General features: G+C 63.1%; 16 protein-coding genes and 1 pseudogene. 15 read left to right on the forward strand and 2 right to left on the reverse strand.

The window, feature by feature from the left end; all coding sequences use genetic code 11:
• The first annotated feature begins 6 nt into the window (after nucleotides 1-6).
• The 4 genes and pseudogenes from SMD31_RS14145 (at nucleotide 7) to thiL (ending at nucleotide 2,625) form a co-directional block, all read left to right on the forward strand.
• Nucleotides 7-600 (forward strand): riboflavin synthase, encoded by a 594-nt coding sequence (locus SMD31_RS14145; RefSeq protein ID WP_320501546.1) that lies wholly within the window; start codon nucleotides 7-9, stop codon nucleotides 598-600.
• Nucleotides 601-660: 60 nt separating this feature from the next.
• A pseudogene (locus SMD31_RS14150) lies at nucleotides 661-1,107 on the forward strand (6,7-dimethyl-8-ribityllumazine synthase); the annotation flags it as partial.
• A gap of 1 nt (nucleotide 1,108) precedes the next feature.
• Entirely contained in the window at nucleotides 1,109-1,636 is a 528-nt protein-coding gene (gene nusB / locus SMD31_RS14155) for a transcription antitermination factor NusB (RefSeq protein WP_320501547.1), read from the forward strand.
• A gap of 8 nt (nucleotides 1,637-1,644) precedes the next feature.
• A complete protein-coding gene (thiL, locus tag SMD31_RS14160; protein WP_320501548.1) occupies nucleotides 1,645-2,625 on the forward strand; it encodes a thiamine-phosphate kinase in 981 nt (326 codons plus the stop codon).
• A 186-nt stretch (nucleotides 2,626-2,811) separates the two neighbouring features.
• Here the strand turns inward: thiL and SMD31_RS14165 are convergent, their stop codons facing one another.
• Nucleotides 2,812-3,420 carry an HAD family hydrolase gene (locus tag SMD31_RS14165; RefSeq protein ID WP_320501549.1) on the reverse strand — a complete coding sequence of 203 codons (609 nt, stop codon included), beginning with the start codon at nucleotides 3,418-3,420 and terminating at the stop codon, nucleotides 2,812-2,814.
• A 112-nt stretch (nucleotides 3,421-3,532) separates the two neighbouring features.
• Here SMD31_RS14165 and SMD31_RS14170 point away from each other — a divergent pair, with 112 nt between their 5' ends.
• The 6 genes from SMD31_RS14170 to SMD31_RS14195 all read left to right on the forward strand — a co-directional run bounded on the left by SMD31_RS14170 (nucleotide 3,533) and on the right by SMD31_RS14195 (nucleotide 10,016).
• Nucleotides 3,533-3,976 carry a hypothetical protein gene (locus SMD31_RS14170; protein ID WP_320501550.1) on the forward strand — a complete coding sequence of 148 codons (444 nt, stop codon included), beginning with the start codon at nucleotides 3,533-3,535 and terminating at the stop codon, nucleotides 3,974-3,976.
• Nucleotides 3,973-5,193 (forward strand): MFS transporter, encoded by a 1,221-nt coding sequence (locus tag SMD31_RS14175; RefSeq protein ID WP_320501551.1) that lies wholly within the window; start codon nucleotides 3,973-3,975, stop codon nucleotides 5,191-5,193. Before SMD31_RS14170 ends, SMD31_RS14175 begins: the two co-directional genes overlap by 4 nt.
• 171 nt (nucleotides 5,194-5,364) lie before the next feature.
• Nucleotides 5,365-6,147, forward strand: a complete 783-nt coding sequence (locus SMD31_RS14180) for a methyltransferase domain-containing protein (protein WP_320501552.1) — start codon at nucleotides 5,365-5,367, stop codon at nucleotides 6,145-6,147.
• Nucleotides 6,144-6,620, forward strand: a complete 477-nt coding sequence (locus SMD31_RS14185; protein WP_320501553.1) for an HIT family protein — start codon at nucleotides 6,144-6,146, stop codon at nucleotides 6,618-6,620. The genes SMD31_RS14180 and SMD31_RS14185 overlap by 4 nt, the downstream gene beginning before the upstream one ends.
• Before the next feature lie 287 nt (nucleotides 6,621-6,907).
• On the forward strand, nucleotides 6,908-8,983 hold the full coding sequence (locus SMD31_RS14190; protein ID WP_320501554.1) for a sodium-translocating pyrophosphatase: 2,076 nt from the start codon (nucleotides 6,908-6,910) through the stop codon (nucleotides 8,981-8,983).
• A 163-nt stretch (nucleotides 8,984-9,146) separates the two neighbouring features.
• Nucleotides 9,147-10,016, forward strand: a complete 870-nt coding sequence (locus tag SMD31_RS14195) for an EamA family transporter (RefSeq protein WP_320501555.1) — start codon at nucleotides 9,147-9,149, stop codon at nucleotides 10,014-10,016.
• Between the two features lie 18 nt (nucleotides 10,017-10,034).
• Here the strand turns inward: SMD31_RS14195 and SMD31_RS14200 are convergent, their stop codons facing one another.
• Complete coding sequence (locus SMD31_RS14200; RefSeq protein WP_320501556.1) at nucleotides 10,035-10,559, reverse strand: outer membrane protein assembly factor BamE; 525 nt, start codon at nucleotides 10,557-10,559, stop codon at nucleotides 10,035-10,037.
• Between the two features lie 187 nt (nucleotides 10,560-10,746).
• On the opposite strand from SMD31_RS14200, the gene SMD31_RS14205 reads away from it, so the two are divergent.
• From SMD31_RS14205 to SMD31_RS14225, 5 genes are all read left to right on the forward strand, one after another.
• A complete protein-coding gene (locus SMD31_RS14205; protein ID WP_320501557.1) occupies nucleotides 10,747-11,334 on the forward strand; it encodes a ubiquinol-cytochrome C chaperone family protein in 588 nt (195 codons plus the stop codon).
• Between the two features lie 2 nt (nucleotides 11,335-11,336).
• Entirely contained in the window at nucleotides 11,337-11,894 is a 558-nt protein-coding gene (locus SMD31_RS14210; protein ID WP_320501558.1) for a YceD family protein, read from the forward strand.
• 141 nt (nucleotides 11,895-12,035) lie between these two features.
• The gene (gene rpmF / locus SMD31_RS14215) at nucleotides 12,036-12,230 is read left to right on the forward strand and encodes a 50S ribosomal protein L32 (protein WP_320501559.1); all 195 of its coding nucleotides are present in this window, start codon (nucleotides 12,036-12,038) and stop codon (nucleotides 12,228-12,230) included.
• A 40-nt stretch (nucleotides 12,231-12,270) separates the two neighbouring features.
• Nucleotides 12,271-13,323 carry a phosphate acyltransferase PlsX gene (plsX, locus tag SMD31_RS14220; protein WP_320501560.1) on the forward strand — a complete coding sequence of 351 codons (1,053 nt, stop codon included), beginning with the start codon at nucleotides 12,271-12,273 and terminating at the stop codon, nucleotides 13,321-13,323.
• Between the two features lie 86 nt (nucleotides 13,324-13,409).
• Nucleotides 13,410-14,384 carry a beta-ketoacyl-ACP synthase III gene (locus SMD31_RS14225; protein ID WP_320501561.1) on the forward strand — a complete coding sequence of 325 codons (975 nt, stop codon included), beginning with the start codon at nucleotides 13,410-13,412 and terminating at the stop codon, nucleotides 14,382-14,384.
• The last annotated feature ends 112 nt before the right edge of the window (nucleotides 14,385-14,496 follow it).

Below are 14,496 nucleotides of genomic sequence, written 5' to 3' on the forward strand. Positions count from 1 at the left end.
TCAAGCATGTTTACTGGCATAGTGGCCGATCTCGGCACCTTGCGCGCGCTCAAAGCTGGCGCCGTCACGCGCCTTGAGATCGCCACCAGCTTCGATACCGACGACATCGCCCTCGGTGCCTCGGTCGCCTGCAATGGCTGCTGCCTCAGTGTGGTGGAAAAGGGCAAGGGCTGGTTCGCCTTTGAAGCAGCACAGGAGACATTGGCTGTAACCACATTGAAAGACTGGAAAGTCGGCGACCGTATCAACCTGGAACGTCCGACCAAGGTGGGCGATGAGTTGGGCGGCCACATCGTCGCTGGCCATGTCGATGGCATCGGCACCATCGCCCAGGCGGTGAATGACAAGGGAAGTCTCTTCCTCACCGTCGAAGTCCCTGAAAATCTAGCAAAATACATCGCATCCAAGGGCTCGGTGACGATCAACGGCGTGTCGCTGACGGTCAACGAGGTGCGCGGTCGCCAATTCGGCGTCTGCCTGATCCCGATCACCCAAGAGGCGACCAACCTCGGCAAGGCGAAGGCTGGCGACCGCATCAATCTCGAGATCGACCTCATTGCCAGGTATGTGGCGAGGCTCCTCGGGCAGGACGGCAATTAAGCACCCTCGACCTACGGCAGCGAAGCCGCTAAAAGGCGCGCAACCCAAGTTCAGAGTTTAGGAATTATGACCGACAAACCGCATATCATGGTCGTCGAAGCGCGCTTCTACGAAGACCTTTCGGACGCGCTCTGGGAGGGTGCGAGAGCGGCCCTCGAGACCGCCGGCGCCACCTTTGAACGCGTCGCCGTGCCGGGCGCCCTGGAGATCCCGATTGCGATACGCCTCGCGCATCTGGCTGACCCGAAGCGGTTCGACGGCTATGTGGCCCTGGGCTGCGTCATCCGTGGCGAGACCACGCATTATGATACGGTCTGCAATGAGAGCGCCCGCGGCCTCATGAACCTCGGCACCGAATATGGCTTGTGCATCGGCAACGGCATCCTGACCTGCGAGAATGACGAGCAGGCCTGGGTCCGTGCCAAGGCCAACGAGCTGGACAAGGGCGGCGGGGCGGCGTTGGCGGCTTTGAGCCTGATTGACCTTCGCAAGAAGCTGGGCGCCTGACGTGAGCGACGACAAGCAACCGAGCGCCAAAGAACGCAGCCAGCAACTGGCCTTGGAGCGCCGCGCCGCAAGGCTCGCGGCCGTCCAGGCGCTCTATCAATGGGAACAGACCGGGGCTCGGCCCGAAGCGGTCATCGCGGAATTCGGCACCCATCGTCTGGGCAAGGCCGCCGAGAACGCGGAAATGCCGAAGGCCGACCGCAAGCTCTTTGCCGAGCTGGTGCGCGGTGTGTCGGCCGGCGTTGAAGAACTCGACGACATGCTGTCGGCCGTTCTCACCGAGGATTGGAGCGTCGAGCGCCTGGAATCGATCCTGCGCGCCGTCATGCGCTGTGGCGCCTTCGAACTGGCCCACCGCCAGGACGTGCCGCCCAAGGTCGTGATCAGCGAATACCTCGCCGTGGCCGATGCCTTCTTTGGCGAGAAGGAAACGGGGATGACCAATGGCGTCCTCGACAAGCTGGCCCAGACCCTGCGTCCCGGCGAACTTACGGCCAAGGGCACGGGTCGCGGCAAGACGGCGTCGTAACGCCCCGCATGCTGGGGGAATTCGACCTCATCGCCCGCTATTTCAAGCCGCTCGCCGCACGGATGGCGGGGGCGGTGGGCCTTGAGGACGATACCTGCACCTGGCGTCCGGGGGCCGGCGAGGAACTGGTCCTCACCGCCGATGCGCTGGTCGCCGGCATCCATTTCCTGCCCGACGATCCGGCCGACCTCATCGCCCGCAAGATGCTGCGGGTGAACCTCTCCGATCTCGCCGCCAAGGGTGCAAAGCCCGTCGGCTATCTGATGACGACAGCCTTCTCACCTGACATCGATGAGGCTTGGGTGGCGCAGTTCTGCCAGGGCCTCGCCGCCGACCAGGACGAGTTCGGCATCGGCTTGATGGGTGGCGATACGGTGGCTACACCCGGGCCGCTCAGCCTGTCGCTGACGGCCATCGGTACCGTTCCGGTGGGCCGCGCCCCGCGCCGCAACGGTGCCAAGCCCGGCGATATCGTTCTGGTATCCGGCTCCATCGGCGATGGCGCCCTCGGCCTCAAAGTCCTGCGCCACGATTTCTTAGGGCTCGAGGAAAGTCATCGCCGCTTCCTTTCCAACCGCTATCACTTGCCGCAACCGCGCGTCGATCTCGGCCGTGCGCTGATGGAAAGCGGCAAGGTCCACGCGATGATGGATGTCTCGGATGGCCTCGTCGCCGATCTTACGCATATCACCGATGCGTCGAAGGTCGCTGCGACCTTGCGGGCCAGCGCGGTGCCTGTTTCCGAAGCGGCCGCGGCCATCCTCGCCGATGACATGGGTTGGCTGCCGCTGATCCTGACCGGCGGCGACGATTACGAATTGCTGCTCACCGCTTCCGCCGCCGATGTGCCGGACCTGCTCGGCATCGCCGCCGAACTCGACATGCCGCTGACGGCGATCGGCGAGATCGCGGCTGGCAAAGGCGTCACCGTCGTGGACCGCGACGGCGCTGCGCTCGAATTGGCACAAAAGGGCTTTCGCCACTTCTAGTCGGGTGACAACGAACCCAGCCGTGCCACCCCCTCACGGTCATCCCCGCGCAAGCGGGGATCCATGGCATTGTCGGCGAGATCGAGCGGGCGGAGGAATGGATCCCCGCTTTCGCGGGGATGCCAAATAGGCTGAGGATGAGTTCGTCATGCGCGGGCCAAGTGCGGGGATGACGGACTTAATTGGTCAGATCCCCACGCCCAGCTTCCGCAACTGCGCCAGTGCCGTGCCGTCATTCTTGAAATGCACGGTCTTGATGCCGATGCGGTCGGCGGCTTCGATGTTGTGGGCGTTGTCGTCGATGAAGACGCATTGCTGGGGTGGCAGCGCGATCTTTTCCAGGAGGTGGTGGTAGATCTCGGGATCCGGCTTCACCATCTTGAGGTGGCCCGACACGGCCACGTATTTGAGGCGCTTGGTGAAGGGCAGGTGATGGGCGCCGGTCTCATAGGTCTCGGCTGACCAGTTGGTGAGGCCATAGGCTGGAATGCCGGCTTCGAGGACACGCTCGAGGATGTCATGGCCTTCCGCGACGGGACCGGAGACCATCTCGTCCCATTGTTCGTGAAAGGCGCGGATATACTCTTCGTGCTGGGGGTGCTGGTCGACCAGCAGGGCGATGGCGTCTGCCCAAGAACGGCCGCGATCCTGTTCCAGGTTCCAGGCGGGCGTGCAGATCTCGGTCAGGAAGGCCTTGCGCGCTTTCGCATCGGGAATGAGTCGGCGATAGAGATTCTCCGGATCCCAGCCGACGAGAACATTGCCGAAGTCGAAGATGACGGCCCCTATGGTCATGAAAATCCTCTGCTTTTGGGGAATCAGTGGGTTCGTGTAGAGTGGCGCTTAACCTGTCCCCGGTAACCTGCTGGGCGAATATGGCATTTTTTGGCGCAAAATCGATTAGGGCATGAAGAAGCTCATCATCCTTTTGGTCATTCTGCTTCTGCTCGGTGGCGGCGCTGCGGCTGTCTGGTGGTATTTCCTGAAGCCCAAGGATGAAAATGCGCAGGCCGAGGAACCGCCGCCCCCGCCGCCGGTCCTGACCCAGATCGACCTGCCCTTGACCTCGATCGCCATCATCAACGGCAACAAATCGACACAGCGCATCGACTTCCTGATCACCGTGGTATTCGACGACGCGGAGAAGCAGAAGAAGGTCGAGGAGCGCATGCCGCGCCTCTTCGATGCCGTGAACACGGAACTGCATGGCATCCTGCCGCGCAAGATGGTGGAGCAGGGCGGTTTCCAACGCCCCTATCTTGAGGAGCGCTTGACCAAGGCGGTCGAAGCCCGGTTCGGCAAGGGCATGATCAACAAGATCTATATCAAGGACATGCAGATCTACAAATGAGCACCGACGGCGCTGCGGCACCCACCACGGCCGGGGCGCATCGCGCCGTCTTCGTTCTGGCGCTGGCTCAGGCGACGGCCATGATCTGCAACTCGATCATGATCGTGACGTCCGGCCTCACCGGTCAGATGCTGGCCGAGCATAAGGGCTGGGCGACGGTCCCGCTGGCCTTCCAATTCGTCGCCACCATGCTGACGACCTTTCCGGCGTCGTTCCTGATGAAGCGCGTGGGCCGGAAGCGCGGATTCATGGTCGGCGCGCTGATTGGCATCATCGGCGGGCTGATCATGGCAGGCGCCACATATGTGGCGAGCTTCTGGCTGTTTGCCTTCGGTAACACCATCTTTGGCGTGTCGGCCGCCTTCACCTTGTTCTATCGCTTTGCCGCAGCGGAAGCGTCGGATGAAGCCTTCCGGCCCAAGGCGATCTCGCTGGTCATGGCCGGCGGCGTGATCTCGGCCGTGATGGGGCCCTATCTCGCGCGGGTCGGCCAGGAACTTTTCAGCCCACACATCTTCACCGGCGGTTTCGTCTTCATCATCGGCCTCTCCGTCCTGGTGGTGATCCTGCTGCTGCCCTTGCATCTGCCACAAATCGCCCACGGGCCGGCGCTCCACAAAACGCAGCCTGTCCGGCCGCTCAAGGAGATCGTGCTGCAGCCGCGGGCGCTGTCCGCCATCATTGCCGCGATGCTGGGTTACGGTGTCATGTCCTTCGTCATGACGGCGACGCCGCTCGCCATGACGTTTTGCGGGTTCGAACTGAAGACCGGCATCGCCTTCGTCATCCAGGGCCATGTACTGGCGATGTTCGCGCCAAGCTTCGTCACCGGTCATATCATCAAGAAATTCGGCGAGTACCGCGTCATGGGGGCGGGTGTGCTGTGCTATGTCGGCTGCCTCGGCATCGGCATGGCGGGTATCGACATCCATCATTTCTGGCTGGCGCTGGTGTTGCTGGGCCTGGGGTGGAACTTCCTTTATGTCGCCGGCACCTCGCAGTTGACCAAATGCTACCGCCCGTCGGAACGCGCCAAGATCCAGGCCTTCAACGATTGCATGGTCTTTTCCTGCGTCGCACTCTGTTCCTTCATCGCGGGGACAGTCGAGCAGGCCTTCGGTTGGGATTGGGTGCTGCGCGGGGCCATCGTGCCGGTGGCGCTGATTGCCGCGGCCCTGCTGGTCGGTTGGCGGCGGGAGCGGGTGGTTGCCATTTAATGCCGCGTCATCCCCGGGCCCTGTTAGCGCATGCCGACATGCGTCGGCGGGGACCCGGGGATCCACTAGTGCCGCCTGCGAGAGTGGATGCCCAGGTCAAGCCCGGGCATGACGGCGTCGTTAAGTCTGGCACGGGCTTGACGGGTAGAGACCAGAGGAGGGACCGCCAGCATGACCGACGCGCATGAGGAATATGACGACCGGATGCTGACCCTGCTGCAGATGATCTGGGGCGAGGGGTATTTGTCGCCGGGCGGGCCGCAGGCCGTGCGCGAGATCGCGGGCGGGCTCGACCTCACCGGCAAGCGCGTGCTCGATATCGGCTGCGGGCTTGGCGGGCTCGACCAAGTGTTGCTGACGCTGGGAGCGGCGCATGTGACCGGGATCGATGTGGCACCGCTGATCGCCAAGCTGGGGCAGGACCGCATTCGCCGCTCGGGTCTTGCCAATCGCATCGATATTCAATTGGTCGAACCCGGCCCGCTGCCCTTTGCGGATGCTTCCTTCGACGTCGTCTTCGGCAAGGATGCCTGGCTGCACATTCCGGACAAGGATGCGCATTTTGCCGAAGTCTACCGCGTGTTGAAGCCCGGCGGGCGCCTGGCGGCCGGGGATTGGATGAAGGCGCCCGGCCCCTATGGCCCCGACATGGCGTACTTTTTCAAGATGGAAGGCCTCACCTATCATCTGGTGACGCTTGCCGCTTACGGGCAGCATATCCATGGCGCCGGCTTCACCGACATACGCCTGACCGATATCACCGAGCGTTACCGCGCCGATGCGCATGAGGAGTTGGCGCGCATGAAGGGCGAACTGGCCGAGATGATGTTGGCGGAGATGGGAGAAGAGGGCAGCGCGCATTTCCTCGAGGATTGGCGTTCGCTCACCGTCGTTCTCGACAAGGGCGAATTGCGCCCCGCCCAGGTTTGGGCACGAAAGCCCTTAGCCGGATGACAGCCGATAGCTGCCTTTTGTGCCGTGGTGCCGCAGCCGATGACGAATTGGAGCGCATCGAGGTCTGGCAGGACGCGCATTGGCGCCTGACCGTCAGCCTGTCATCGGAGGTCGCTGGCTTTGCCTATCTCGAACCCAAGCGACATATCCGGTATCTCCATGAACTCGATGGCGCCGAGGCGGCGACCTTTGGTCCGGCGATTGCCCGCTGCATGGCGGCACTGAAGGACGCTACCGGGGCCGAACTCGTCTATGTCTACGTCTTCGGCGATGGGATCCCGCATCTCCACGTTCATCTGGCGCCGCACAGGGCCGGCGACGCCCTCAACGATCAGATGATCCGAGGCGAGATCGTGGAGGAGAAACTGCCCAATGGCATGACCCGTTTCTTCAGTACCGATTTCCCCGCATTGCCGCGCCGGGACCTTGAAGATGCCGCCGATCGCGTCCGGTCCTTGTTGATCGGGGGGTGATTTTGCGCGGTGCTGTTCCGGGGCAGGGAAGAACCGGCCTGCGCATGGGACGACTCGGATGATTGGCCCCCTTCGTCATCCCTGGGGATGACGCCCATAATTATGGGTATATTCCAGCCAAAACCAGCCGTTTAGACCCCCTTCGGTTGCAAGGCCATGCCACTTCCTTTATCGTCCGCCCGCTAAAAATGATCGCCACAGGTGACTTCGATCGCCTCGTTCCAGGCCTTCGATCGACCCCCAAGCGGCGGCGTGCTCGTTCAAATTCTTAATTAGGGGATACAAGAATGGACTCTTCCTGGCTTTGGGGCGTGATTGCCTGCGGCGTGTTGGCGCTGCTCTACGGCGCCTGGGCGACCAAATCGGTGCTCGCTGAGAGCGCCGGTACGGCGCGGATGCAAGAGATTGCCGCCGCCATTCAAGAAGGCGCCGGCGCTTACCTCAACAAGCAATACACCGCCATCGGTCTGGTCGGCATCGTCGTCGCCATCATTCTTGGCTTCTTCCTTTCGGGCCTGTCGGCCCTGGGCTTCGTCATCGGCGCCGTGCTGTCGGGTGTCACGGGCTATGTCGGCATGAATGTGTCGGTTCGCGCCAACGTCCGTACCGCGGAAGCGGCGCGCAAGGGCCTCGCGCCCGCGCTCGCGGTCGCGGCGAAATCGGGCGGCATCACCGGCATGCTGGTGGTCGGCCTCGGCCTCCTCGGCGTCGCCGGCTACTATGCCTTCCTGAAGAATTCCGGCGTCGAAATGCGCGCGATGCTGGAAGCGCTGGTCGGCCTCTCCTTCGGTGCGTCGCTGATCTCGATCTTCGCGCGTCTGGGTGGCGGCATCTTCACCAAGGGCGCCGATGTCGGCGCCGACCTCGTCGGCAAGATCGAAGCCGGTATCCCGGAAGATGATCCCCGCAACCCCGCCGTCATCGCCGACAATGTGGGCGACAATGTGGGCGATTGTGCCGGCATGGCCGCCGATCTGTTCGAAACCTTCGCGGTCACGGTGGTTGCCACCATGCTGCTGGCCTCGATCTTCTTCACGGGGCCTGCCCAGGAACAGCTGATGCTGCTGCCGCTCCTCATCTGCGGTGCCAGTGTCATCGGCTCGGTCATCGGCATGTTCTTCATCAAGCTGGGGTCCAGCAACAACATCATGGGGGCCCTCTATAAGGGCCTCATCGCCGCCAGCGTCATCTCGCTCGTGCTGATTGCGGTCCTGGTCAACAAGGTGGTTGGCTTCGACCTCATTGAAGGCACGCTGACCGGCATGAACATCGTGTGGTGTGCCGTGATCGGTCTTGCCGTCACCGGCCTCCTGGTCTGGATCACCGAATACTACACCTCGACGGCCTATCGTCCGGTGCGGTCGGTGGCGCAGGCGTCGACCACGGGCCATGCCACCAACATCATCCAGGGCCTGGCGGTGTCGATGGAAGCCTGCGCCCTGCCGGTGCTGGTCATCTCGGCCGCCATCGTCGGTGCCTACAGCCTCGGCGGTCTCTATGGCATCTCGATCGCCGCCACGACCATGCTGTCGCTGGCGGGCATCGTCGTCGCCCTCGATGCTTACGGCCCGGTCACCGACAATGCCGGCGGCATCGCCGAAATGTCGGAACTGCCGCCCGAGGTGCGCAAGGTGACGGATGCCCTCGACGCGGTCGGCAACACCACGAAGGCCGTGACCAAGGGCTATGCCATCGGTTCGGCGGCGCTCGCGGCCCTGGTGCTGTTTGCTGCCTATACCGAGGATCTGAAGCACTACTTCCCGCAGCTCACCGACGTGATCAAGTTCGAACTCAACAACCCCTATGTGGTCATCGGCCTGTTCATCGGCGGCGCTCTGCCGTTCCTGTTCGGCGCCATGGGCATGATGGCGGTGGGTCGTGCGGCGGGTTCGGTCGTCATCGAAGTGCGTCGTCAGTTCAAGGAGATCCCCGGCATCATGGAAGGCCGCGCCAAGCCGGAATACGGCAAGGCCGTCGCCCTCCTGACCACCGCGGCGATCAAGGAAATGATCATTCCGTCCTTGCTGCCGGTGGCGGCGCCGATCGTGCTCTACTTCGTCGTCTCGATCGTGGCGGGGCAGGCCGAAGGCTTCATCGCGTTGGGTGCGATGCTGCTCGGCACCATCGTCACCGGTCTCTTCGTCGCCATCCAGATGACCTCGGGTGGTGGCGCCTGGGATAACGCGAAGAAGTACATCGAAGACGGCCATCACGGCGGCAAGGGCTCCGACGCCCATAAGGCCGCGGTGACGGGCGACACGGTCGGCGATCCCTACAAGGACACTGCCGGTCCCGCCGTCAACCCGATGATCAAGATCACCAACATCGTGGCGCTGTTGCTCTTGGCAGCACTCGCCCACTGATCTTGCTACAGTAAGTGAAGCAAGCCCTGGCCGAGCGATCGGCCGGGGCTTTTTCTTTGGGCGTCAGGTGGTTCTGCCGGTCATGCGAAACTGGCACTTGCGGGGCGCGGTTGCGGGCGGCACTTAAGGCGCTCCCGGCAATCGGATCGGACCACCGCCTATCATGAAGCTCGCCAGCATTCTCCTTCCCATCGGCGCCTTGCTGGTCGCCATGGTGTCGATCCAGGCCGGCGCCTCCTTTGCCAAGGCGCTGTTCCCAGCCGTGGGCGCAGAAGGGACGACGGCTTTGCGCTTAGGGTTTGGCGCGCTGATGCTCACCTTGGTGCTGCGGCCATGGCGGGCCAGGATTTCCAGGGCCAATTGGCGGATCCTGGCACTCTATGGCGTCGTGCTGGGGCTGATGAATCTCTGCTACTACATGTCGCTCACGCGCATTCCGCTCGGCATCGCTGCGGCGATCGAATTCACCGGGCCGCTGGCGGTGGCAGTCTGCACCTCGCGGCGCCGGATCGATCTCATTTGGGTGGCGCTGGCGGCTTGCGGCTTGCTGCTGCTCCTGCCGCTCGATACGTCGAGCGACGCGCTCGACCCGATCGGCGTCCTCTACGCATTGCTCGCCGGGGCGGGGTGGGGGACTTATGTCATCATCGGCAAGCGTGCGGGCAATGCCCTGGGCAGTGCTACGCCGGCACTCGGCATGATTATCGGTGCGCTGGTGGTATTGCCTTTCGGTGTCGCCCAGGCGGGGATCGCGCTGCTCTCACCCGCCTTGCTACCGACGGCATTGCTGGTGGCGGCCCTGTCGAGCGCCATTCCGTTTGCCCTTGAAATGGTGGCGTTGCGGCGCCTGCCGCCACAGACCTACGGCACCCTCACCAGCATGGAACCCGCGATCGGCGCGCTGGCCGGGCTCGTCATCCTCCATGAGGCACTGCCTGTGATGCAGTGGCTGGCGATCGGTCTCATTATCTCGGCCTCGATCGGCACGACGCTGGCGATCAGGCCGGAGCCTGTCGTTCCGCTGCCCGATTGAACCGGAACGAGAACCGCTTCAGACGCCGCCGGGCGCGCCGGTGGTGCCGGTCGGACCCGTGTTCGGGCCGCTCTTGTCCGGGCTGAAGCGGCCGAAATTGCCAAGCAGCTGCTGGATGATCGTCAGCTCATTGCCGTGGGTCGGCGTGGTGCGGTCGACCATGGCGACCAAGCGGCCGTCGGTCTGGTCATAGATCTTCATGTCCTCGACGATGCCCTGGGCGTCGAAGCTGATGGCAAGCACCCCCTGGTCGATGGTATCCGGATCGAAGAAGGCGGTCTGGGCCGTGCGCTTGGAGATGTAATACCAGGTGTCGTCGCCGAAGGTCCCTGTGGTGGAGGGGGAACCCAGCAGCTGCTCGACCCGGTTCTTGTCATCCTGGCCCGGCAAGATCTGCACGACCTGATCCTCATCCGGGACATTGCCGTGCTGCAGGATCTTCTGCTGGCAGCCGCCGAGCAGGATGCCCACACCCAAGGCACCGGCCAGAACAAGGCGTCGCGCCGGGCGCCAAGTGGAAAAGAGGGGCTGATGTTGCGCCATAAGCATGATCCCAGGGACTGCCAAACCTGTTGCACCGTCCCGGCCCCGAAAGTACGGTCCCCTCGAAAGTTGGGACCGGCTGCGGCCGGTAGCTGCTCGGGCGGCAAATTCGCACCGCCCACCGATGCCGTCAAGGCGCGGGTACGGCGATGGACCCGGGCGGGATCGAGTTGGAAAGGGTAACGGCGTGGCGCAATCGGCGTTGGGCAATCTCATTGCCAAGGTCCTCAAAGGGCCGGGTTCGGACAAGCTGACCGCGGCCAAGCTGTTCGAGCGGCTGGTCGCCCAGTCCCGCATCCGCGTGTTTTATGAGCAGTTCGGCGTGCCGGATTCGGTCGATGGTCGCTTCGACATGGTGGTGCTGCATACCTTTCTGATCTTCCAGCGGCTGCGCGGCCAAGGCGACGGGGCGGCGCAACTTGCCCAGGCGCTCTATGACACCCTGATCCTCGATCTCGAAGCCTCGCTGAGGCAGCTGGGGGCGGGGGATGTCGGCGTGGGCAAGCGCATCCGGGTCATGACCGAGGCGCTGCAGGGGCGGATCCGGGCCTATGAAACGGCGCTGGCTGGCAGCCCGCTCGACCTTGAAGCGGCCTTGCGGCGCAACATCTATGGCACAACGGAGCCCAGCACCGAGGCGGCGCGGGCCATGGCGGATTACCTGCGGCGCGGCAAGGAACTGGCCGACCGCCAGCCCTTGGATCGAATCCAGCGCGGGATTTTCGAGTTTCCGTCACCCCCCGCTTTGGACGCCAAAAATTACCAATTGGATTGAAAATGAGCGAGCATAGCGCTGATATTTCAGTATTTTCGCGGCAGATCGAGGCGGCTTCAGTGAGCCCCCGGGCGACCGAGCGCCAGCTTGAGGCCGGTCCTGCCGAGCGCACCGCCCTGGCGGAGGTTTTGGAGTTGCAGGCGATCGACCGGCTGGTGGCGACGCTCCACCTGCGGCGCCTGGCTTCCGGCTTGGTCGAGGTCACGGGCGATCTGGAAAGCGAGGTCGTGCAGACCTGCGTCATCACCCTGGAACCGGTCCCGGCGCAAATCCGCGAGCATTTCCGCCTGACTTTCGGAGATGCCGAACCCGAGCCCGCCTTGAGCGAAATCGACATCCATTTTGACGATTCGGACCCGCCGGAGCCGATTGTGGACGGCAAGATCGACCTCGGCGCCCTGGTTGCCGAGCAGCTCTCATTGGCGCTCGACCCTTATCCCCGCAAGGAAGGGGCGGTTGTGCCTGAGGAATTTGCGCCTAGTCCGGCGGAAATCCACCAGTTGGAGGCCCCGGCTGCTACCCGCAAGCCCTTTGCCGGGCTTGATAAACTGAAGAAATAGGTCCGGCCCCGTCGGTTCGGGCACTGCCCGAATACGCATTGTTTCGGGCCAGCGCCCCCTTGCGTTCCTGGGGGATTTTCGATATCTACCCGCCCATTGGCGGCTTTTGCCGCCGCTATTTTTTTGTGAAGAGAGTGGATCATGGCAGTCCCCAAGAAGAAAACCAGCAAGTCGCGCCGTGATATGCGTCGCAGCCACCACGCGCTGACGGTCAGTTCGTCGGCCGAGTGCTCGAACTGTGGCGAGCTGAAGCGCCCGCATCACGTCTGTGGCTCCTGCGGCCATTACGATGGCCGTGAGGTCGTCGCGCAGGGTACTGAGGCGGACGCAGCGTAACTCCGAACCCGCTGCTATGATGGCCGGGAAGGAGTGACGGGTGGGCAGCACCAGCCTGGCTATATCTTTAGACGCAATGGGTGGCGACAACGCGCCTGACATGGTGGTCAGGGGCGCAGATATCGCGCGCCAGCGTTTCCCCAACGTGCATTTCCTGATGTTCGGTGACGAGGCACGCCTCAAGCCCATGCTTGATGCGCTGCCGGAACTCGCCAAGGTCAGCACCATCCGCCATACCGATTCCATCGTCTCGATGGACGACAAGCCGAGCCAGGCGCTGCGCGCCGGCCGGCAATCCTCGATGCGCCTGGCCATCGACGCCGTCCATGCAGGCGAAGCCGGCGCCTGCGTCTCCGCCGGCAATACCGGTGCCTTAATGGCGATGGCGAAGTTCGTCCTCAAGACCATGCCTGGGATCGATCGGCCGGCGATCGCCTCGTTCTTTCCGACCATGCGCTCGGAGAGCGTCATGCTCGATCTCGGCGCCAATGTGCAATGCGATGCCAACAATCTGGTGCAGTTTGCCGTGATGGGGAACGTGTTCGCGCGCCTGGTGCTGGGCGTGCAGCAGCCCAGCATGGGCATCCTCAATGTCGGTGCCGAGGAACTCAAAGGCCATGATGCGGTGAAGGTTGCGGCGGCGATCCTGCGCGACGTGCCGCTGCCCGGCAAATTCGTCGGCTTCGTCGAAGGCGACGATATCGCCAAGGGCACGGTCGATGTCGTGGTCACCGACGGCTTCACCGGCAACATCGCGCTAAAGACCATCGAAGGTACCGTGAAGCTCTATGGCCATTGGCTGAAGCAGACCTTCTCTGCCTCGCTGTGGTCCAAGATCGCCTATCTCTTCGCCAGGCCCGCCCTCAATGGCCTCCGGGCCCAGGTCGACCCACGGCGCTATAACGGGGCGATTTTGATGGGTCTCAACGGCATTTGCGTCAAAAGCCATGGCGGCACCGATTCCTACGGCTTTGCCAATGCCATCGGTGTTGCAGTAAACATGGTGCAGAATGACGCCATGGAGCGTATGCGGCAGGACATTGCCCAACTCATGGCAATCCCGGGTGCCGAGGCTGTCGCTGCGGCCCTTTAACGGCATTCCATCTGTAATAACAATCTGTTAAATAAGCTTTTTCCGGCGCGAGACTATCCCCGGTTCACATATCGCGAAGATCGACCATGGCCCGCAGATCCCTCCTTCTCTCCGCCGGCAGCTACCTTCCCAAAGAAATCCTCACCAATGCGGAACTCGCCCGACGAGTCGAGACCTCCGACGACTGGATTTCCCAGCGCACCGGCATCCGCCAACGCCATATCGCGGCGCCCGGCGAACTGACCTCCGACCTCGCGGTCCATGCCGCCGAGCAGGCGCTCCATCATGCGGGCCTGCGCGGTGCCGATATCGACATGCTGGTGGTGGCCACGACGACCCCGGACCATACCTTTCCGGCGACCGCCACCAAGGTGCAGCAGCGCCTCGGCATGAAGGGCGGCTTTGCGATGGACGTGCAGGCCGTGTGCTCGGGCTTCGTCTACGCTTTGGCGACGGCCGACAATTTCATTCGCGTGGGGCAGGCGCATCGCGCCCTGGTCATCGGCGCGGAGACCTTCTCGCGCATCCTCGACTGGAAGGACCGGAACACCTGCGTCCTTTTCGGCGACGGTGCTGGCGCTGTCGTGCTCGAGGCAGGCGAGGGCAACGGCACTTCGAAGGATCGGGGGATCCTTTGCACGCATCTTTTTTCGGACGGGTCATATTACGACAAGCTCTATGTCGATGGCGGTCCGTCGGCGACACAGACGACCGGCGTCGTCCACATGGAAGGGAAAGAAGTCTTCCGCCATGCGGTCGTCAATCTGGCAGCGGCGGTCGATGCCGCCATCGCCTCGGCCGGCATCACGCCCGATGATGTGGATTGGCTGGTGCCGCATCAGGCGAATCGGCGCATCATCGACAGCATGGGCAGCAAGCTCAAACTGCCGCCCGAGAAAGTGGTCGTCACCATCGACCGCCACGCCAACACATCTGCAGCCTCGATCCCCCTGGCATTGGCAGAAGCCGTCAATGACGGCCGCATCCAGCGCGGCCAGCTGGTCCTCATGGAAGCTATGGGTGGTGGCTTCACCTGGGGTTCGGCCTTGATTCGCTACTGAATCTTCCGTGACATTGTTGCCGCTTGGCGCACACATATGATTGCGGATCAATGTCGCTCTCTAATTGACTGATTTCAGAGTAAACGATACGCTCCTTCCACTAAACGCGATC

Origin of the sequence: Dongia rigui (assembly GCF_034044635.1) — a bacterium.
Classification (GTDB): Bacteria; Pseudomonadota; Alphaproteobacteria; order Dongiales; family Dongiaceae; genus Dongia; species Dongia rigui.